Origin of the sequence: Streptomyces bluensis, assembly GCF_014650715.1 — a bacterium.
Classification (GTDB): domain Bacteria; phylum Actinomycetota; class Actinomycetes; order Streptomycetales; family Streptomycetaceae; genus Streptomyces; species Streptomyces bluensis.
This window is the reverse complement of the sequence record NZ_BMVM01000002.1, coordinates 426430-445158: the sequence shown is the minus strand read 5'-3', so window position 1 is coordinate 445158 and position 18729 is coordinate 426430. Positions and strand designations below refer to the sequence as shown.

General features: G+C 70.0%; 18 protein-coding genes and 1 pseudogene. 4 read left to right on the top strand and 15 right to left on the bottom strand.

All coding sequences use genetic code 11. The features are described 5' to 3' along the window. Window positions 1-76: 76 nt before the first annotated feature. Complete coding sequence (locus IE262_RS07175) at window positions 77-514, top strand: hypothetical protein (protein WP_189872118.1); 438 nt, start codon at window positions 77-79, stop codon at window positions 512-514. 96 nt (window positions 515-610) lie between these two features. Here the strand turns inward: IE262_RS07175 and IE262_RS07170 are convergent, their stop codons facing one another. The 7 genes and pseudogenes from IE262_RS07170 to IE262_RS07140 all read right to left on the bottom strand — a co-directional run bounded on the left by IE262_RS07170 (window position 611) and on the right by IE262_RS07140 (window position 7445). Further along, window positions 611-2173, bottom strand: coding sequence for a DUF1996 domain-containing protein (locus tag IE262_RS07170; protein ID WP_189872116.1), 1563 nt, complete (start codon window positions 2171-2173; stop codon window positions 611-613). Window positions 2174-2376: 203 nt separating this feature from the next. Further along, window positions 2377-2654: pseudogene (locus IE262_RS07165) on the bottom strand (response regulator transcription factor); the annotation flags it as partial. Between the two features lie 129 nt (window positions 2655-2783). Beyond that, the gene (locus tag IE262_RS07160; RefSeq protein ID WP_189872114.1) at window positions 2784-3806 is read right to left on the bottom strand and encodes an NAD-dependent epimerase/dehydratase family protein; all 1023 of its coding nucleotides are present in this window, start codon (window positions 3804-3806) and stop codon (window positions 2784-2786) included. A gap of 128 nt (window positions 3807-3934) precedes the next feature. Further along, window positions 3935-4522 carry a winged helix-turn-helix domain-containing protein gene (locus tag IE262_RS07155; RefSeq protein ID WP_189872112.1) on the bottom strand — a complete coding sequence of 196 codons (588 nt, stop codon included), beginning with the start codon at window positions 4520-4522 and terminating at the stop codon, window positions 3935-3937. 429 nt (window positions 4523-4951) lie between these two features. Further along, entirely contained in the window at window positions 4952-5980 is a 1029-nt protein-coding gene (gene glnII / locus IE262_RS07150) for a glutamine synthetase (protein WP_134032194.1), read from the bottom strand. Window positions 5981-6275: 295 nt separating this feature from the next. Continuing rightward, a complete protein-coding gene (locus IE262_RS07145; RefSeq protein ID WP_189872110.1) occupies window positions 6276-6941 on the bottom strand; it encodes an SCO2207 family protein in 666 nt (221 codons plus the stop codon). Window positions 6942-7085: 144 nt separating this feature from the next. After that, window positions 7086-7445: an arsenate reductase family protein gene (locus IE262_RS07140; protein ID WP_134032201.1), complete on the bottom strand. Its 360-nt coding sequence runs from the start codon at window positions 7443-7445 to the stop codon at window positions 7086-7088. 194 nt (window positions 7446-7639) lie between these two features. On the opposite strand from IE262_RS07140, the gene IE262_RS07135 reads away from it, so the two are divergent. Together IE262_RS07135 and IE262_RS07130 are read left to right on the top strand one after the other, a co-directional pair. Then, window positions 7640-7954 carry a hypothetical protein gene (locus tag IE262_RS07135; protein ID WP_134032204.1) on the top strand — a complete coding sequence of 105 codons (315 nt, stop codon included), beginning with the start codon at window positions 7640-7642 and terminating at the stop codon, window positions 7952-7954. Between the two features lie 374 nt (window positions 7955-8328). Further along, window positions 8329-8988 carry a DUF4360 domain-containing protein gene (locus tag IE262_RS07130; RefSeq protein ID WP_189872108.1) on the top strand — a complete coding sequence of 220 codons (660 nt, stop codon included), beginning with the start codon at window positions 8329-8331 and terminating at the stop codon, window positions 8986-8988. A gap of 59 nt (window positions 8989-9047) precedes the next feature. On the opposite strand, the gene IE262_RS07125 is transcribed toward IE262_RS07130, so the two are convergent. The 5 genes from IE262_RS07125 to glnA form a co-directional block, all read right to left on the bottom strand. Continuing rightward, a complete protein-coding gene (locus IE262_RS07125) occupies window positions 9048-10238 on the bottom strand; it encodes a winged helix DNA-binding domain-containing protein (RefSeq protein WP_189872106.1) in 1191 nt (396 codons plus the stop codon). A gap of 53 nt (window positions 10239-10291) precedes the next feature. After that, a complete protein-coding gene (locus IE262_RS07120) occupies window positions 10292-11935 on the bottom strand; it encodes an alpha/beta fold hydrolase (RefSeq protein WP_189872103.1) in 1644 nt (547 codons plus the stop codon). A 60-nt stretch (window positions 11936-11995) separates the two neighbouring features. Further along, window positions 11996-12580 (bottom strand): PspA-associated protein PspAB, encoded by a 585-nt coding sequence (pspAB, locus tag IE262_RS07115; protein WP_134032217.1) that lies wholly within the window; start codon window positions 12578-12580, stop codon window positions 11996-11998. A gap of 6 nt (window positions 12581-12586) precedes the next feature. Beyond that, window positions 12587-13507 (bottom strand): zinc metalloprotease HtpX, encoded by a 921-nt coding sequence (gene htpX, locus IE262_RS07110; protein WP_189872101.1) that lies wholly within the window; start codon window positions 13505-13507, stop codon window positions 12587-12589. 720 nt (window positions 13508-14227) lie between these two features. Beyond that, window positions 14228-15637 (bottom strand): type I glutamate--ammonia ligase, encoded by a 1410-nt coding sequence (gene glnA, locus IE262_RS07105; RefSeq protein WP_134032223.1) that lies wholly within the window; start codon window positions 15635-15637, stop codon window positions 14228-14230. A 198-nt stretch (window positions 15638-15835) separates the two neighbouring features. Here glnA and IE262_RS07100 point away from each other — a divergent pair, with 198 nt between their 5' ends. Beyond that, window positions 15836-16303, top strand: a complete 468-nt coding sequence (locus IE262_RS07100; protein WP_134032226.1) for an RDD family protein — start codon at window positions 15836-15838, stop codon at window positions 16301-16303. A gap of 121 nt (window positions 16304-16424) precedes the next feature. On the opposite strand, the gene IE262_RS07095 is transcribed toward IE262_RS07100, so the two are convergent. The 3 genes from IE262_RS07095 to lipA form a co-directional block, all read right to left on the bottom strand. Next, window positions 16425-17126: a DUF4191 domain-containing protein gene (locus tag IE262_RS07095; RefSeq protein ID WP_189872099.1), complete on the bottom strand. Its 702-nt coding sequence runs from the start codon at window positions 17124-17126 to the stop codon at window positions 16425-16427. A 76-nt stretch (window positions 17127-17202) separates the two neighbouring features. Then, window positions 17203-17436: an SCO2195 family GlnR-regulated protein gene (locus IE262_RS07090; RefSeq protein ID WP_134032232.1), complete on the bottom strand. Its 234-nt coding sequence runs from the start codon at window positions 17434-17436 to the stop codon at window positions 17203-17205. Between the two features lie 308 nt (window positions 17437-17744). Next, on the bottom strand, window positions 17745-18710 hold the full coding sequence (gene lipA, locus IE262_RS07085) for a lipoyl synthase (RefSeq protein ID WP_134032235.1): 966 nt from the start codon (window positions 18708-18710) through the stop codon (window positions 17745-17747). Between the last annotated feature and the right edge of the window lie 19 nt (window positions 18711-18729).

Sequence of the window (18729 nt, the reverse complement as noted above, 5' to 3'; positions counted from 1 at the left end):
TCGAAGACAGGGCCCCCGCCGGGGCTCTCAGCGGCGTGGGCCGGAACAGGACCCGGGGACCCGGAGGTACGGACGAATGAGTGTGACGAGGCAGAGGCTCGCGGTGAGCGCGGCAGCGGCGGTCGCGGCCCTGACGATGCTGACCGGCTGCGGCTCGGACGACGGCGCGAGCGGGGGCGGGGAGAAGAAGCTTCCCGAGACCGCGACCGGGAGTCTGGAGCACATCGCGAGCGAGGTGGGCTGCAAGCCGGACATGCAGACGGACGCGGACACGATCCGCCAGGCCATCTGCAAGAACAGCGACGGCGACTTCAACGGCAGGTTCGTCCTCGCGACCTTCGCCACCGACCGCGGCCAGCGCGAGTGGCTCAACGGGGCCAAGGACTACGGCGGCTACTACCTCGTCGGCCGCAAGTGGGTCGCCGTCGGCGAGCAGAAGACGGTCACGGCGCTGCGCGGCCGGCTCGGCGGGACCATGGAGGAGGGGTCCGCCCACATGAACGGCGGTCACTGACCGCGCGGCAGGTTCGAGCAGGAGGTCCGGCCAGGCAGGCGAAAGCCGGCGGTGGGAATGTCCCACCGCCGGCTTTCCCGTGTGCTGCCGGGTGCGCTACTGGCAGTCCTGGCCGCTGTTGATGCAGTCGACCACCTGGTTCATCGTGTTCTCGTCGAAGAAGTTGATGAAGTCGTTGTGGTCGGTGATCGGCTTGTGCAGCTGGTCCGGGAAGGAATCCACCGCGAACGCGTTCTGGACCTGCCCGTTCTGGATCTGCGGGGCCTGAACGTCGTAGACCAGGCGGACCTGGAGCTGGGGGATGGCCTGGAAACCGTTGCCGCAGCTGCCGTCCTGCTGGACGAAGGCCACGTGCGTGCGGTGGTTGGCGCTGTCGATGTTCTGGCCGTCCCAGCAGCTCTGGAAGTTGGACGTCCGCACCACGGAGCTGCCCTCGGGGCAGATCGGGTACTTGTCCGTCAGCTGCCGGTCCTCGAAGCCGGTGCAGCTCCAGTTCGTGTTGGCGTTGGCGAGGCCGTTCACGAAGGACTTGGCGTCACCGGTGATGATGCGCAGGGCCGTCGGCATCGCCACGACATCGCTCGTCTTGTTGCCGACGAACTTCAGCTGTGCCTCGCTGGGCTCCAGGATCTGGCCGACGTTGCCGTCCTGGCCACCACCGGCGGCGTTCGCGTCGAAGTCGTCCTGACCGTTCTGCACACGCAGCACCGGCCAGAAGTACGACGACTTGTCGCCCTGGTTCTGGCAGCTGGTCTCCGCCCCCGCCAGGTCCTGGTCGCTCGCGAAGGCGTTGTTGCTCTGGTTGCCGACGTAGTCGTGCTGGTGCTGCGCACCGTTGCTGACACCCGGGGCGACGATCACGTTGTCCGAGTTGTGGAGGTTGTTGCTGTTGGTGCCACAGCTCGTGGTGAAGGTGCCGGTCGAACCGCTGTCGCCGTTCGCGGGGAGGCCGTTTCCGCCGACGCCCTTCGGGCCGCCGTTCGGCTGGACCTGGGTGATGTCCTGGAAATCGCCCGCGTCCGGACCGTTACCGCCCTGACCCTGGCCCTGGTCCTGGCCCTGGTCCTGACCGCCCTGGTCCTGACCCTGGTCCTGGCCACCCTGGTTCTGGCCCTGGTCCTGACCGCCCTGGTTCTGGTCACCCTGGTTCTGACCGTCACCCTGGTTCTGGCCTTCACCGGCGGCGGGCTGCTCGACCTGCTTGCCCTGGCACTCGGCGAGCTGGTCGGTTCCCTGCGGAGGCTTACCGCCCGCGCGCTTGATGTTGATGCCGATCCGGTCGATGGTGGCCACCCGCTTGGACTTCAGCGGGCTGAGGATGGCGTTGTTGACGTAGTTGGCATCCCCGGCCTGGGCCTGGCGCGTGTCCGCGAGGCGCTTGTAGGCCTCGGTGACCTGCTGGTCGAGCTTCGCCAGTTCCTGGTCGACGCCCTGCCGGGCCCCGTCCGGCACATCGGTGAGCTGCTGGCCGACATCCGGGCAGTCGATCGTCGCGACCTGCGCGGCCGCGGCTTTGATGTTGTTCCGGTCCGAGGACTCGCCCGCCGAGGCGTAGAAGTTCGCCCAGACCAGCCCACCTCCGGCGACCGCCAGCGCCGCGGATGCGGCTACGGCGCGCACGGCCAGCGGCGAACGACGTTTTCTTGTGTTGCGTCCCATGGAACTCCTCTGACTTCCTTGCGGGGCATCGAGGCGCCCGACAGGAGTGAAGCGGCTCCCTCACATACGCAAGCGGATCGTGGGGTGTTCAGAAACCCTGGAAAAAATCAGAAGCCCCTGCTTCCATTTCGGGCGCAACGGGTACAGAGACCCATGTTTCAACGGCAGTTGAGGGGGGTAGCGAGTCGACTTTTGACGGAAATTCAGCGGCCGTGATCCGAATACGCCAGCACCGCGAGCACACGACGATTGTCGTCGTCCGACACCTCAAGTCCCCATTTCGCGAAGATATTGGAGGTGTGTTTGGCGATAGCCCGTTCCGTCACCACAAGTCGCTCGGCTATTGCCGCGTTCGAGCGGCCCCTGCGCCATCAGTTCCAGCACACACCCGGTCCTTCAGCAGATACCCGATCCCGCCCGTGCCGTCGGCGAGCAACTCCCGCGCGTACAGCTGCCCCTCGTCCGTGCACGAGGGCGGCAGCCCGCGCCGATCCGCGCCCCGCCCCTGCCGTTGTCGGTGACCGTGATCCGTATCAGGCCGCCGTCCCCCGCCACCTGGTGCAGGTCGACCCGGATCCGGGTTCCGGCGGTCACGGGGTGAAGCCCCCGGTCAGGGGGTGGTGCCGGCTACACCCTCCGCCGCGGCGAGCACCTTCGCCTCCACCTGCGGGTCGAGGCCCTTGCTGGTCCGGTCCGGCCGCTGCGGCGCCGTGCCGCCGATCGCCCGCAGCCACGCCCAGGTGTCGGCGACGGTCTCGCCGACGGGACGGCACACGAGACCCGTCGCCAGCGCCCGTGAGACGTCCCCGCGGTGCAGGGCGTCGTACAGGGCACTGCCCGGCGGAAGCCACACCGGCAGCTCGACCCACGGCTCGATCCCGGCGTCCAGGACGACCTGCGGATCGGTCCAGCACAGCCGCGCGTCCCCGCCGGTGGCTTCGACGCACGCCGTCAGGAGTCCGCCCATCGTGGTGTGGCCGGGCGGGCCGACCAGGTTGTACGGGCCGCCGAGCCCCCTCTCCACCGCGCGGAGCGTCCAGTCGGCGAGGTCGCGTACGTCGATGTACTGAAGGGGCAGGTCGCGCGGGCCGGGCGCGAGGACCGGGCCGCCGCGGGCGATCCGGGTCAGCCACCAGGGCAGCCGGCCGACGTTCTCGTACGGGCCGAGGATCAGCCCGGCCCGTACCAGCAGCGAGTCGTCCGCGCCGAACGCCTCGACGGCGGCCAGCTCGCCGCCCCGTTTGTCCCGCGCGTACTCGGTCTGCCCGGCGTCGGCCGAAGCCCCCTCGACCAGCAGCGCGTCCTCGGCGGTCCCGCCTGCCGGGGGATAGGCGTACACCGAGCGGCTGGACACGTACGCGTACCGGCCGGCGCGGCCCCGCAGCAGCCGCGCCGCCTCCCGCACGGCCCGGGGCGCCGCCGACCAGGTGTCGACGACCGCGTCCCACGGGCCGCCGTCGGCGAGCGCGGCGAGCCCGTCGTCGGCGGTGCGGTCGCCGTGCAACGACCGCACGCCCGGCGGGGGCGCGTGCCGTCCCCGGTGGAAGACGGTCACCTCCCAGCCGCGCCGGAGCGCCGACTCCACGACGGCCCGCCCCACGAACTCCGTACCGCCCAGCACGAGAAGTCTCATGGCGGTGACTCTGCCCGGTGCGGCGGCGGGGCGGAACCGTATCTGCCGAGGGCAGACAGCGATCCTGCCGGGCACCCGGAGGGCACCCGGAGGGCACCCGGACAGGGGCCCGGCGCGGGCCGGCCCGGTCAGCGCCCGGTCGGCGGTGCGTACTTGTAGCCGACCCGGCGCACCGTCTGGATGGCCTGCCGGTGCTCGGCGCCGAGCTTGCGGCGCAGCCGGGCGATGTGGACGTCGACGGTCCGGCCGTCGCCCACGTGCCCGTAGCCCCACACCGTGGTGACCAACTGGTCGCGGGTGTGCACCCGGTGCGGGTGCGTCACCAGGTGTGCGAGCAGCTCGAACTCCAGGTAGGTGAGGTCGAGCGGGCGCCCGTCGACCTCGGCGGTGCGCTGCACGGTGTCGATCCGGACGAGGGTGTCGTCGGCGTCGTCGGCCCCGGCCGGGTCGGCCACGGAGGGGCCCGGCACCGCGAACGGCGGCACCGGCGGCTGCTGGTCGGCGGGTACGAGGACCAGGTAGCCGATCATCGGCGGCTGCCCCGGCAGCGTGGGCAGGGTGTGCTGCGGCGCGGGCAGCCAGGTGGCGCCGGGCGGCAGGAAGTCCGCGACGTGGACCACCTCGTCGCGGTCCACGGCACGCAGCCGCTGCCGTGCGGTGCCGTTCGCCAGGGGAGAGGCAGGGGTGGCGGTGGAGACGGAACGAGTGGTCGCCATGAGAGGTCAGCTCTTTCGCGCGAGAGGTTCGTCGGGAGGGCGACGGCCGCGAGTTCGTGGTCGGGCTCGTCGGGACGTACGTCGTGCGCTCCGGCCGAAGGTCCGGTGTGCGGTTTCAGCAGGCCAGCGCGTTCGTCGCGCGGCAACACACCCGGTCGAAGTCATGGTGCTGACGGGAAGGCCAGAACGGCTCAAGGTCATGGCGACCCGTCGCGGTGTCCTTCTGGTGGCTGGCCATGGGCCCATTGAAGCAGACACCGGGCCGGGGGAGGGAGGCTCCTCTCACTGCTCGGACGCTTTCGCACGTGAGGTGGACGACACCGGCCGTGTGAAGGGCGACACGAAAGGCAACGCGACGAGCAACGCCAAGGGGGCGCCCACCGTTCGCGGTGGGCGCCCCCTCACGGAGCCGGGGTGGATCAGACGTGGTCAGACCTGACCGGCCTTCTCCAGGGCGGAGCAGCAGGTGTCGACCAGCAGACGCGTCACGACGTACGGGTCGACGTTGGCGTTCGGACGGCGGTCCTCGATGTAGCCCTTGCCGTCCTTCTCGACCTGCCACGGGATACGGACCGAGGCACCGCGGTTCGAGACGCCGTAGGAGTACTTGTCCCACGGGGCGGTCTCGTGCAGACCGGTCAGGCGGTCGTCGATGCCCGCGCCGTAGTTCTTGACGTGGTCGAGCGGCTTGGAGCCCTCGCCGAGCGACTCGCAGGCGGTGATGATCGCGTCGTAGCCCTCGCGCATCGCCTTGGTGGAGAAGTTGGTGTGCGCGCCGGCGCCGTTCCAGTCGCCCTTGACCGGCTTCGGGTCGAGGGTGGCGGAGACGCCGAAGTCCTCGGCGGTGCGGTAGAGCAGCCAGCGGGCCACCCACAGCTGGTCGGAGACCTCCAGCGGGGACAGCGGGCCGACCTGGAACTCCCACTGGCCGGGCATGACCTCGGCGTTGATGCCGGAGATGCCGAGGCCCGCCTTCAGGCAGTTGTCCAGGTGGGCCTCGACGACCTCACGGCCGAAGATCTCGTCGGCGCCGACACCGCAGTAGTAGCCGCCCTGCGGGGCCGGGAAGCCGCCCTCGGGGAAGCCCAGCGGGCGGGAGCCGTCGAAGAAGGTGTACTCCTGCTCGATGCCGAAGATCGGCTCCTGTGCGGCGAACCTCTCCGCGACCTCGGTCAGCGCGGCGCGGGTGTTGGACGCGTGCGGCGTGAAGTCGATGTTCAGGACCTCGCACAGGACGAGGATGTCGTCACCGCCGCGGATCGGGTCCGGGCAGGAGAAGACCGGCTTGAGGACACAGTCGGAGGCGTGGCCCTCGGCCTGGTTCGTGGAGGACCCGTCGAAGCCCCAGATCGGCAGCTCGGCACCCTTGGCGTCGTCGGCCAGGATCTTGGTCTTCGAACGCAGCTTGGCCGTCGGCTCGGTGCCGTCGATCCAGATGTACTCAGCCTTGAAGCTCACGGGCCACATCCTTCGGGTGTGTCTTGACGTCGCAGTCATGCGGGTGCTGCGGCGGCGCTGCGGCAGGGGACGCGCCGCGTGGGAAGATGCCCGGAAGCCTGTCAACAGGCGGTTTCCCGATCATTGCCCATGTGTGAACCCCGTGTTACCCGGGGCTTCTGTGGGTGGGATCACGCCGTCGGTTCCCGCTCGTCGTCGGCGCCCGGGTCGCATGACCGCGTGTGGGCCCTGCCGCACCTCGCCGGGTGCGGCAGGGCCCACAACGCCCGCAAACAGCCGCCGGCCTGCGGCCGCGTCACCCCACCCGCTCGATGACGGCCCGCCGGATCAGGAACTTGCCGGGTTCCCTGACCTCCTCGAACGCGGCGTTGTTCAGCAGAACGCAGCTGCCGGAGACCGACGTGACCTCCACCGTCGTGGACTTGTCGTTGTCCAGGTTGGTGACCTTCAGCTTCGTACCGGCCGGGAACTGGTTGCTGGACGCGGCCGGGGCGCCGTCCTCACCGGAGAGGGTGACGGTGGAGCCGTTGCAGACCTGCTCCCCGGAGCCCTGGGAGCCTTCGGAGCCCTGGGGGTCCTGAGCCGACCCCCCGGTGCCCGCGGCCCCGCCGGTCTGTCCGGCTTGGGCGCCCTGGGAGTCCTGGGCGTCCTGGGAGTCCTGAGCCGACTCCCCGGGCACGCAGCCGGACGCCTCCTGCTTGAGCTCGATCTCGGCGATGACCGCCTCGCGGTTGGCGATCCGGGCCTCCGACTGGGCGTCGGGGTTGGCCCGTTGCCCCTCGATGAACCGCTGGTTGTTGCCGAGCGCGGTGGCCAGGCCCTGGCAGACGGTCGAGTCCGCGGCGGTCTGCGCGGCGTTCGACGTGGCCGCCATCGCGAAGGCCCCGCCTCCCGCCACGGCCACCGCGCTCACCAGCAGTGCGACCTTCTTCTTCGTACCGATCGTTCTCCTACGCGACATGCGCGCCTCCTGTCCCCGGCCGTCTCGGCGGCCGGATCGGGTGAGTACGCCGGTAGGTACGAGATCTCGAACGAAGTTACTCAACGGTTACGGGGGATCTCTCAAGTAACGTGCGTCACACGCCACTTGGCGGTACGGCCGGAGTCACCGCTCCAAAGCGTCACGAACCGCTTCCTCCGAGCGCGCCACCACCGCGCTGCCGTCGTCGGCGGTGATGATCGGCCGCTGGATGAGCCCCGGATGCTCGGCGAGCGCCCGCACCCACCGGTCCCGCGACGCGGCGTCCCGGTCCCACGTCTTCATGTCCAGTTCCTTGGCGGCGGCCTCCTGGGTCCGTGTGATGTCCCACGGCTCCAGCCCGAGCCGCGCGAGCACGTCCCGGATCTCGTCCTCGGTCGGTACGTCCTCCAGATACCGCCGCACGGTGTACTCGGCGCCCTCCGCGTCCAGCAGGGTGAGTGCGCTGCGGCACTTCGAACAGGCGGGATTGATCCAGATCTCCATGGGGGACACGGTACGCGCGGTGCGGCAGGGGTGGGTGAGAGCGTCCCGGGGGTGCGTCAATTCCCTTGCTCACCTGGGCTTTTGGCGGGCTTCAGGGCTCCTGATTGTCAGTGGTGGCCAGTAAAATGGAAGCAGTGTTCGAGGGTGTTTCCGGAGATCCCGGGCGACGCCCTGACCGCGACAGGAGGATGCCCGTGCCCGCTGCCGCACTGACGTCGAAGCCGTTGCCCACCCAGTCCACGGCCAGGAGGCCGGTCCTGCTCGACGTTCCGTACGCGCCCGTCGAGAAGCGCCCGCTGCCGCCCGGCCGCCCCCGCGAGTGGTACGTCACGCACAACCGCCGGCTGAAGGCGATGCGTCTCGCCATCGCCCTGCTCGACTCCGGCGTCCACGTCCCGAACCAGGCCCGCAACGAGACGATCCGCAGCACGGCCGAACTCATCGGCGTCCACCCGCCGTCCGATACGACGTGCCACATGGTGCGGGCGCTGATGCGCTACAGCCGCTGAGGCCACGCGACCCACGCGAGTCTCCGGTGCCGTCCGCTCCGCGGGGGTGGGCGGCACCGGTGTGTTCGGGTGCGGGGGTGGCACCGGAGTATGGGGGCACCGGAGCGTGCGGGCCCAGAATCACTGGCCCCGAAGTCGGTCCGATCGCAGCAGAGTTCCAGGGTTCCAGAGTTGGCCGGAGATCGCCCTAGCCGCACCGCCCCGGGCTCCATACGATTCGGTCGCTCCCGGTCTTCACAGCACCTTCACAGGCTGGGGGTGATGCCAGTGATGCCCCTGCATGTTTGGCATGCGCATGACCATTCTTGCCTCTTCGGTCCGTGACGGCCCACCGCGCACGCGCTGGGCCGCACCCCCCAATGGATGGGAGAACCATGGCTCGTGGGCTCCTCCTGAGCGGCGCGATCGCCGCTCTGCTCGCCACCGCGTTCCCGGCGCAGGCCTCGTCCTCGTCGTCGCCGATCTTCACCGACCCGCCCCCGGACAAGATCGTCATCAAGGTCGCCACGGTGAACGGCTCCGGCTGTCCCCAGGGCACCGCGGCGGTCGCCGTCTCCCCGGACAACACCGCCTTCACCGTGACCTACAGCGACTACCTCGCCCAGGTCGGCGGCGGCGCCGACCCCACCGCGTTCCGCAAGAACTGCCAGCTCAACCTGAACGTCCACGTACCCGGGGGCTTCACCTACGCCATCGCCAGCGCCGACTACCGGGGCTTCGCCTCCCTCCAGCGCGGCGCGAGCAGCACGCAGAAGGCCTCGTACTACTTCCAGGGCTCCCCGGACACGGCCTCCAGGACCCACCCGTTCAGCGGCCCGTACGAGGACAACTGGCAGGCCACCGACGAAACCGACTGGGCCCAGCTCGTCTGGGCGCCCTGCGGTGAGTTGCGGAACTTCAACATCAACACCGAGCTGCGGGTCAACAAGGGCACGTCACCGGCCAACAGCACCAGCTTCATGACCATGGACTCGACTGACGGTGACATCAGTACGGTCTACCACCTGGCCTGGAAGGAGTGTCCGGCGAAGTGACCGCAGGTCGTCCCCGGGCGCGTGCGGGACCGCGCAGGACCCGGGGACGACAGCACGCCTCAGCTGGAGGCCAACTCCCGCTCCAGCGGCGTCCGGAACCGTGGCGTGATCCGCGTCCCGGCCACCCACGCGCACAACCGTGCCGCCTCCGCCTCGACCGCCGTATGCGCCTCACTTCCCACGCCCTGCGTCTCCAGCAGCCGCCACACGATCTCACCGTCCGGACGCTGCGCCCAGCCGCCGACCACCCGGCCGTTCCACCACACCGTCGGCCCGACGTTGCCACTCCTGTCGAACAGGGCGGGGCGGAGGGCGGGCGCGAGGTACCAGTCGCGGTCCTGCCAGCCCATCGCCGTCGGATCCAGGGCCGGAAGCAGCGCGGCCCACGGCTCGACGGCCCCGGCGACCGGCTCCCCGTCCCCGTCCGCCACGTATCCCGTGCCCCCGTCGTCCAGCGACACGGCCTGCGCCCCGATCGCGGCGAGCGCCTTGCGGACATCGGTCACCCTCCAGCCGGTCCACCACTTCAGATCCGCCTCCGTGGCGGGACCGCACGCCGTGAGCCACCGCCGCAGCAGATCCGACTGTGCCCCGGCGGGCGGCAACTCCGGGTGCGGGGGCGCCACCGCCCAGCGGAACCGGGTCGACGTCCACGAGCCGAGCGGCCGGCCGCGCACCACCCTGCCCTCCACGCCCAGCACCCGCATGAGCCGGGACGACACGGTGTGCTCGTACTTCCCGCCCGCCCCGTGCGTGAACTGCTCCCGCAACCGCGGCTCGTCGTGCACGAGTTCGTTCACCGTGGCCTGCCCGCGCCGGGCGAGCGCGGCGAGCGTGGCCGCCTCGACCTCCGCGAGCCACTCGGGGGTCAGCCGTCCGTCGCTGCCCGTGGTCATGTCCTTGACCAGAGCGGCCCGCGCCCGCGCCGCGACCGTGAGCCCCGTCGAGGCGTGCACCACCGCGGCCAGCTCCGTCGGGAACACGAACACGGTGTGCCGCATCCCGTGCATCCGCACCAGCGACCGCTCCTCGTACAGCGCCCGGTCGAGCCCCGTCACCGTCCCGCCCGCGTCCTCCAGACGCGCCCCGACCGCCAGGTACACCGTCGCCGGGTCCGTCCCGTGCAAGGCCACCAGCGCCCCGGCCACCTCTTCCGGTGTGGCCGCCCGCGCGCCCGGTGCCAGCCGGTGCCGCAGCGCGAGCCGGACCCGCCGTTCCGCCGTCGTCACCTGCCGCAGCCGCTCACCCATGCCGTCCCCATCCCGTCCCCGTCCCCCTCCTCGTCACCGAGCCGGACAGCACGTTACGCGTACCGCTCCAGCAGCCCCGCCACATACGCCTCCAGCCGCGCCCCCAGCACCTGAGGGGTCAGGTCGGTGCGGCCGAGCTCGCGCCAGGGCCCCGCGAGCTTCGTGGCGTCCGGCGCGTAGCCCAGCGCGTCCAGCAGCCGCCAGTACAGGTGATCCGGGTTCTCCGCGAGGCGACGGCCGCCCTGGGCCTCGTACCGTGCGCGGAACCCGAGCCCGTGCTCCGGCCCGTGCAGCAGCGCGAGCGCCGTCGAGCAGTGGGCGACGTCGAGGTCAGCGGGTCCCCACGAGGTCTCCACCCAGTCGACGACGCCGGTGATCCGCAGGGTCTCGCCGGACCCGGTGAACAGCACGTTCCCGGGGTGGAAGTCCCGGTGCAGGAAGCAACCCTCGTACGCGGGCGCCGCGCGCCGGACCACGTCCACCGCTCGCTCCCACAGCTCGCCGCCGGGCGAGCCGACGCGTTCGGGAGACGTCCATGCCTGATACGTACGGGGTCGTTCGTCCGGTACGACCGCGTGGACCCGGGCCAGCTGACCGGCCAGCAGGTCAAGGCGGGGTTCGAGGTCCTCGTCATCGACCCTGACGCTGCCCGGCAGCAGGGACATCAACAGCGAGGGATGGTCGGTGTGTTCGGCGGTGGCGTCGACCGCGCACAGCTCTGGCACCGCGATGCCGTCGTACGACGCGAGCAGCGTGAGCACGGACGCCTCGCGGGCCAGCAGCCCCGGCGCGTGCCGCCGGAAGAAGGGACGCACGAAGGAGCGCAGCACAAGACCGGAGCCGTCGTCGAGGGTGAGCCGGCGTATCTGGGAGCTCCAGCCTCCGCGCAGAACCGTCGTGTCACGCACACCGCGCCCTCGCGGCAACTGCTTGGCCACCCACGCCCGCGTCGCCGTCCACCCCTCGTCCCCCAGACCCGTCAGCACGGCGTCCACGAACTCCCGCCGGTCGTCGGCATGATCACGGAGCCACAGTCCCAGCCAGTGCTCCGCGTCCGGGAGTTCGAGCCGGGTGAACTGGGCGCGGGTGGACAGGGCATCAGCCACCGCCTCGGTCACGGCCGGCGGGATGATGTCGTCCCTCCCGGGCACGGCGAGCACCGCCCGGCCGGAGTACTCCCGGAACGCATCCAGCGCCGGGGACGCCCGCCAGCCCTCAGGCGCCCGGATGATGGTGCTGAACTCCCCGTCGCCCTCCCCGAACGGCAATGCCCACGCCTCGGCGGCGTACACCGCGGGGGCGCACAGACCGATCGCCGCCACCCGCTCCCCGTAGTGCCGGGCGAGATCGGCCACCGTCTGCCCGCTCATGCTGAACCCGACGAGGACCAGCGGCCCGTCTGCGGGCACCCGTGCGTCGATGACCGCGGCGGCCTGCTCGAAACGCCGCCGCAGACTCAGTTCCCGCAGCTCACCCGTGCTCTCGCCGTGCCCCGAGAAGTCGAGGGCGAGGCCCCGGCAGCCACGCGCCACGAACTCATCGAGCAGGGGGAGCAGGCGTTCCTTGCTGCCGTTGATACCGGCGCCGTGCAACAGGACGACGGTGGCCGCCGGCTCCCGGCCACCGTCGTCACCGCTGTCCACTCCGCTGAGTCGTTCGCCGTCGTGGTCGTGCGTGAAAGAGGAGAGTCGGCTCATCCCCACATTCACTCACGGAGTGCCCCGGCCCACCGCGGTCGTGCCGCTCCACAAGCCGCTCTACGAGCCCGGAACGCCCCAGATCGGGAACCAGCGGCTCAGGTCGGGCTCGATGCGAAGGTCGTCCTTGAGCAGGGCGGACATCTGCAGTTCCAGCGCGTTGTCGCGTTTCTGCTGCCCGGGGAGCCTGCACAGGGGGTAGAAGGTGCCGCGCTTGTACAGGTAGACGATCTCCAGCCGCCTGTCCCCGCCGCCGTCCTCGAAGCTCACCACGGAGCACAGCAGCTGCGGCCCGAACCCGCTGCTCTCCAGGGCGCTGTTGACCGCGTGCAGATCACCCACGAGCGCGGGCAGGTCCTCCGGTCCGCGCCGGGAGACCAGCCACGAGTAGCCGTACTCGTCCCGCACGGCCTCGACGGGCGGCCCCTGGCGTTCCGTGTCCGCGTCGAGCAGCGCCTGTACCTCCTCGCGGGCCTCGGCGAACGCCGCGCCCTCCACGGTGGCGAAGCACACCGAGCCCGTTCCCGTGGGCGTGAAGGACGCCGCCGCCTGAAGCGTCACCGCCGCGGATGGCAGCGCGAACAACTGGTCGAGATCGGGCGCGACCGGTTTCGTACGGCCGAGAAGGACGTCCAGGAACCCCATGGGATCTCAGCCTGCCTTTCCGGGTGCCGCCGCTTCCCCCAGCTCGGTCGAGATCCGCGCCAGCTGGTCGAGCCGCTGCTCCAGGCTCGGGTGGGTGGAGAAGACGCGCTGGAAGACGGGCGAGTCACCGAGTGCGGGGGTGAAATAGAAGGCGTTGAACGCCTGCGCGGTCCGCAGGTCACGGGTCGGGATCCGGGCGATCGCCCCGTCCACCTTCGTGAGCGCGGACGCCAGCGCCGAGGGCCGCCCGGTGAGCAGCGCGCCCGCCCGGTCGGCGGCCAGCTCCCGGTACCGCGACAGGGTCCGGATGAGCACGAAGCTGATCGCGTACACGGCGATGGAGACGCCGATGACTGCCGCGAACACGGCGAGGGTGTTCTGGTCCTTGCGCCCGCGCGCGAACATCTGCGAGTAGAAGGCGAACCGTACGATCAGCCCGGCGATCACACCCAGGAAGGACGCCACGGTGATCACGGCGACGTCCTTGTGCGCCACGTGGGACAGCTCGTGCGAGAGCACGCCCTCCAGTTCGTCCGGCTCCAGCCGCCTGAGCAGCCCCGTGGTCACGCACACCACGGCGTGATCCTGGTTCCGGCCCGTGGCGAATGCGTTGGGCATGTCCATGTCTGCCACGGCGACCTGCGGCTTCGGCATGTCCGCCACCGCGCACAGCCGGTCGACGACCCCGTGGAGCTGCGGATACTCGTCCCGCTCCACGATCCGTCCGCGCATCGCGTACAGCGCGATCCGGTCCGAGAACCAGTACTGCGCGCCCAGCAGCGCGGCGGCGAACACGATGACCAGCACAGCGCTCTTCAGCAGCACGATCAGGACGCCTACGAAGGCCACGTACAGCAGTCCGAGCAGGAACACCGTGAGTACCATCCGCGCGACCAGTCCGCGGTCGCTCCGGAAACGGTTCACCATCTGTATCACCCCGCACTCAGGCACTCGTCCCTCTGCCAGTGTGCACCCGAAAACCACCATAGAGCGGCCGCGGCCGACCCCAGGTGGTGCAAAGAGCCCTTTGAGCTTCCCTGGGGGCTGCCGCCCCCAGACCCCCGCTGGCGGGTTGGGGCGGGACGGTTCCGGGGGACATGTGCGGGTGGGTGGGGGCTTCATCTGCCTGACGGCCTCGTCCTCAAGCGCCGGACGGGCTGGGGGCAGCCGGCATCGGCTGGAAATACCCAGCTGGAAGATCCCGGCCTCAGATGGAGAGCGCCGGCCCGGCCGGAAAGTCCCGGCCTCAGCCGGAGGGCCCCGGCGTCAACCGGGAGGTCCCAGTCCTGGTCGGCAAACCAGCGGCGCCCGCACATCCAGTCCCTGCGCCAGCCCCTCTGCCGTTTGAGGAGCGGGGGTCCGGGGGCCGGCCCCCGAAACCGGGGTCCGGGGCAGAGCCCCGGGAGAGATGGGGGTCCCAGGGGGCGGAGCGCCCTGGTTCGGGGTCGAAGGGGCGGAAACCCCTGGGGATGGGACGGGTAGGGGCGGCGGGGGCGAGGAGAAGCCGACGGGGCTCGGGGCAGCAGAAAGCCGTCGGCCGTGCCCCCCGGCGGGGGAGGGCACGGCCGACGGCTCACAGGGTGACCCGGCGCTCCAGGGCGGAGCAGACGGTCAGGCGACCCGGCGACCGCCCGGACCCGGGCGATATCACACGTCGAAGTACAGCTCGAACTCGTGCGGGTGCGGCCGCAGCTGAAGCGGAGCGATCTCGTTCGTGCGCTTGTAGTCGATCCACGTCTCGATCAGGTCGGCGGTGAAGACGTCGCCCTGGAGAAGGAACTCGTGGTCGGCCTCAAGGGAGTCGAGGACGGCCGGAAGCGAGGTCGGGACCTGCGGAACGCCCGCGTGCTCCTCGGGAGCCAGCTCGTACAGGTCCTTGTCGATCGGCTCGGCCGGCTCGATCTTGTTCTTGATGCCGTCCAGACCCGCGAGGAGCAGTGCCGAGAAGGCCAGGTACGGGTTGCCGGAGGAGTCGGGCGCGCGGAACTCGACCCGCTTGGCCTTCGGGTTCGACCCCGTGATCGGGATACGCATGGCCGCGGAGCGGTTGCGCTGCGAGTACACCAGGTTGACCGGCGCCTCGAAGCCCGGCACCAGACGGTGGTACGAGTTCACCGTCGGGTTGGTGAAGGCCAGCAGCGACGGGGCGTGCTTGAGGATGCCGCCGATGTAGTAGCGGGCGGTGTCCGACAGGCCCGCGTAACCGGCCTCGTCGTAGAACAGCGGGGAGCCGCCCTGCCACAGGGACTGGTGGACGTGCATGCCCGAGCCGTTGTCACCGAAGATCGGCTTCGGCATGAAGGTCGCCGTCTTGCCGTTCTTCCACGCCACGTTCTTCACGATGTACTTGAAGAGCTGGAGGTCGTCGGCGGCGGCGAGCAGCGTGTTGAACTTGTAGTTGATCTCGGCCTGGCCTGCGGTGCCCACCTCGTGGTGCTGGCGCTCGACCTGCAGACCGGCCTTGTTCAGCTCCAGGGAGATCTCGGCGCGCAGGTCGGCGAAGTGGTCGACCGGCGGGACCGGGAAGTAACCGCCCTTGTACCGGACCTTGTAGCCGCGGTTGTCCTCCACGGCACCCGTGTTCCAGGCACCGGCCTCGGAGTCGATCTCGTAGAAGGCGCCGTTGGCCTTCGTCTCGAAGCGGGCCGAGTCGAAGACGTAGAACTCGGCCTCGGGGCCGAAGTACGCGGTGTCGGCGATGCCCGTCGAGGCGAGGTACGCCTCGGCCTTCTTGGCCACGTTGCGGGGGTCACGGGAGTACTGCTCACCCGTGATCGGGTCGTGGATGAAGAAGTTGATGTTGACCGTCTTGTCGCGGCGGAACGGGTCGACGCGCGCGGTGGACAGGTCGGCGCGGAGCGCCATGTCGGACTCGTGGATGGCCTGGAAGCCACGGATCGAGGAGCCGTCGAACGCGAGCTCCTCGGCCGGGTCGAAGGCCTCTGCCGGCACCGTGAAGTGCTGCATCACACCAGGCAGGTCGCAGAAGCGGACGTCGATGAACTTGACGTCCTCGTCCGCGATGAACTTCTTGGCCTCGTCGGCGTTCTGGAACATCCAGCTCCTCCTACTCCCGACCGTCCGTGCCGGGGTGGTAGTTCGTTCGTGCGGCCAGTGCGGTGGCACACGCTGACCTCGACACTAGGGACGGGTGATTACTCGGGTGTGACCCGTTTGTTTCGTTCAAGTTAACCGACCCGGGCCCCGCCCACCCCACCTGTGAGGATCCCCGTACGAGGGAAGTACGGTGGTCGGGTGGACAAGAGGCAAGCACTCGGATCGTGGCTCTCCGGCCCCCGCGCGGCCGCCGAGGACGCGGGCGTCGACTTCGGATACCCCGGTGAGCAGTTGGGTCTCCCGGAGTCCGGATCGGGCTCGATCGCACGCCCCGGCCGACGGCTCGGAGCCCTCGCCGTCGACTGGGCTCTGTGCGTCCTGATCGCATACAGCTTGATCACCGACGGCTACGGCCAGGCTACCGGCAACTGGGCGCTGCTGATCTTCTTCGTGCTCCAGGTCCTGACCGTCGGCACGGTCGGCTTCACCCCCGGCAAGCGTCTCTTCGGCATCCGCGTGGTGGCCCAGGACACCGGCACGGTGAACCCCCTCCGGGCCCTCCTCCGCTCGCTTCTGCTCTGCCTCGCCATCCCGCCCCTCATCTGGGACCGCGACGGCAGGGGCCTGCACGACCGCCTGGCCCGGACGGTGGAGCTCCGCATCTGAGCGTGCACATCTGAGCAACGCATCTGAGCGTGCAAGGGCCCGGGAAACCTTTCGGTTCCCCGGGCCTCGAAGTCGCTCAAGAAAGCCTTCGGCGAAGCTCTCACCGACGTTTCGGAAGCTCTCACCGAAGCTTCGGACCACCCCGCGGCATCTTCATCCCCTTCGGCATGGGCCCCTTCGGCAACGGCATGTTGCTCATCAGGTCCCCCATCGCCCGCAGACGGTCGTTCGTGGCCGTCACCTGGGGCCCGGTCAGCACACGCGGCAGCTTCAGCATCGTGGTGCGGAGCTTCTTCAGCGGGATCTGGTCCTCGCCGGTGCCCACGATCAGATCGTGCACCGGCACGTCCGCCACGATCCGGGTCATCTTCTTCTTCTCGGCGGCCAGCAGGCTCTTCACCCGGTTCGGGTTGCCCTCGGCGACCAGCACGATGCCCGCCTTGCCGACGGCGCGGTGCACCACGTCCTGGCTGCGGTTCATCGCCACCGCCGGAGTGGTCGTCCATCCGCGGCCGACGTTGTCGAGCACCGCGGCCGCGGCACCCGGCTGGCCCTCCATCTGACCGAACGCGGCCCGCTCGGCCCGCCGCCCGAAGACGATCGCCGTCGCGAGGAAGGCGAGCAGGAAGCCGAGAATGCCGAGATAGATGGGGTGACCGATCAAGAAACCGATCGCGAGGAAGACACCGAAGGTGACGATTCCGACAGCCGCGAGTACAAGACCGATCTTCTTGTCGGCCTTGCGGGTCATCTTGTAAGTCAGGGCGATCTGCTTGAGTCGCCCGGGGTTCGCAGCGTCCGCTGCGGTTTCCTTCCTCGCCATGCCACGAAGTCTACGTGGCCCGCCAGGCGAGGACGACGGCGGTGCCAACGCGGAGCGGGACGCGGTGCGGTGGAGGTCAGAGTCGCTGCGAGGTGACGGCCTCGTCGAGGACTCGCTGGGAGGTGACGGCCTCGTCGAGGACCCGCTGGGCCTCGATCCGGTCCTTGGCACGACGGCGGTCCTCCAGGACGGAGGTCCAGGCGTTGCGGCGGGCGGTGCGCTGGCCGCGGCTCATGAGCAGCGACTCGACGGCACGGAGTGCATCGGTGAACGACGGGATCGCGGTGGCGCGGACAGGTGCGGCCTGCATGATGGAGGTCCTTCTCAGGGATGGCGGCTCTGGTCAGGGCTCTACGTGATGTGAAACCAGGGTCACTGAATGGTGTTACCAGGGCGTGACCGACCGGTCAAACGCCAATGAAACCTTGTCCTGCGGCCCTTGAACCTTGACGCGGCCCTGAGGGTGCCCCCTGTCTGCGGGGATGGTCAGAGCCGCGTCGTCCTGGCCACTACTCGACAGTAGCCGCTTGTGCGCAGATTCACACCTGGGGAAGTGGCACGCAGTGCCACCACCCGCGGCGGTGCGGTACGCGACGTACGCCCGTACGTCGGGTCGGGTCAGACGGCCTGGGACGCCACGTACGCGCCCCGCCGCTCGACCGCCATCCGGTACAGCCGGCCGGCCCGGTACGAGGAGCGCACCAGCGGGCCGGACATCACTCCGGAGAAGCCGATCTCCTCGGCCTCCTCCTTCAGCTCCACGAACTCGTGCGGCTTGACCCAGCGCTCCACGGGGTGGTGGCGGACGCTCGGGCGCAGGTACTGCGTGATGGTGACGAGCTCGCAGCCGGCGTCGTGCAGCTGCTGGAGCGCCTCGCTGACCTCCTCGCGGGTCTCGCCCATGCCGAGGATCAGGTTCGACTTGGTGACCAGGCCGTAGTCGCGGGCCGCGGTGATGACCTGGAGCGAGCGTTCGTACCGGAAGCCGGGGCGGATCCGCTTGAAGATCCGCGGCACGGTCTCGACGTTGTGGGCGAAGACCTCGGGGCGGGAGGCGAAGACCTCCTCCAGCAGCTCCGGGACGGCGTTGAAGTCCGGGGCGAGAAGTTCGACCTTGGTGTGTCCGTCCGCCCGCTCCGCGGTCTGCTGGTGGATCTGCCGGACGGTCTCGGCGTACAGCCAGGCGCCGCCGTCGGGCAGGTCGTCGCGGGCGACGCCGGTGACCGTGGCGTAGTTGAGGTCCATGGTGACCACGGACTCGCCCACGCGGCGCGGCTCGTCGCGGTCCAGGGCCTCGGGCTTGCCCGTGTCGATCTGGCAGAAGTCGCAGCGCCGGGTGCACTGGTCGCCGCCGATGAGGAAGGTCGCCTCGCGGTCCTCCCAGCACTCGTAGATGTTGGGGCAGCCGGCTTCCTGGCAGACCGTGTGCAGGCCCTCGCTCTTCACGAGGTTCTGCATCTTCGTGTACTCGGGACCCATTTTCGCCCGGGTCTTGATCCACTCGGGCTTGCGCTCGATGGGGGTCTGGCTGTTCCGGACCTCCAGGCGCAGCATCTTGCGTCCGTCGGGTGAGACTGCGGACACATCGGCTCCCTGTAGCTTT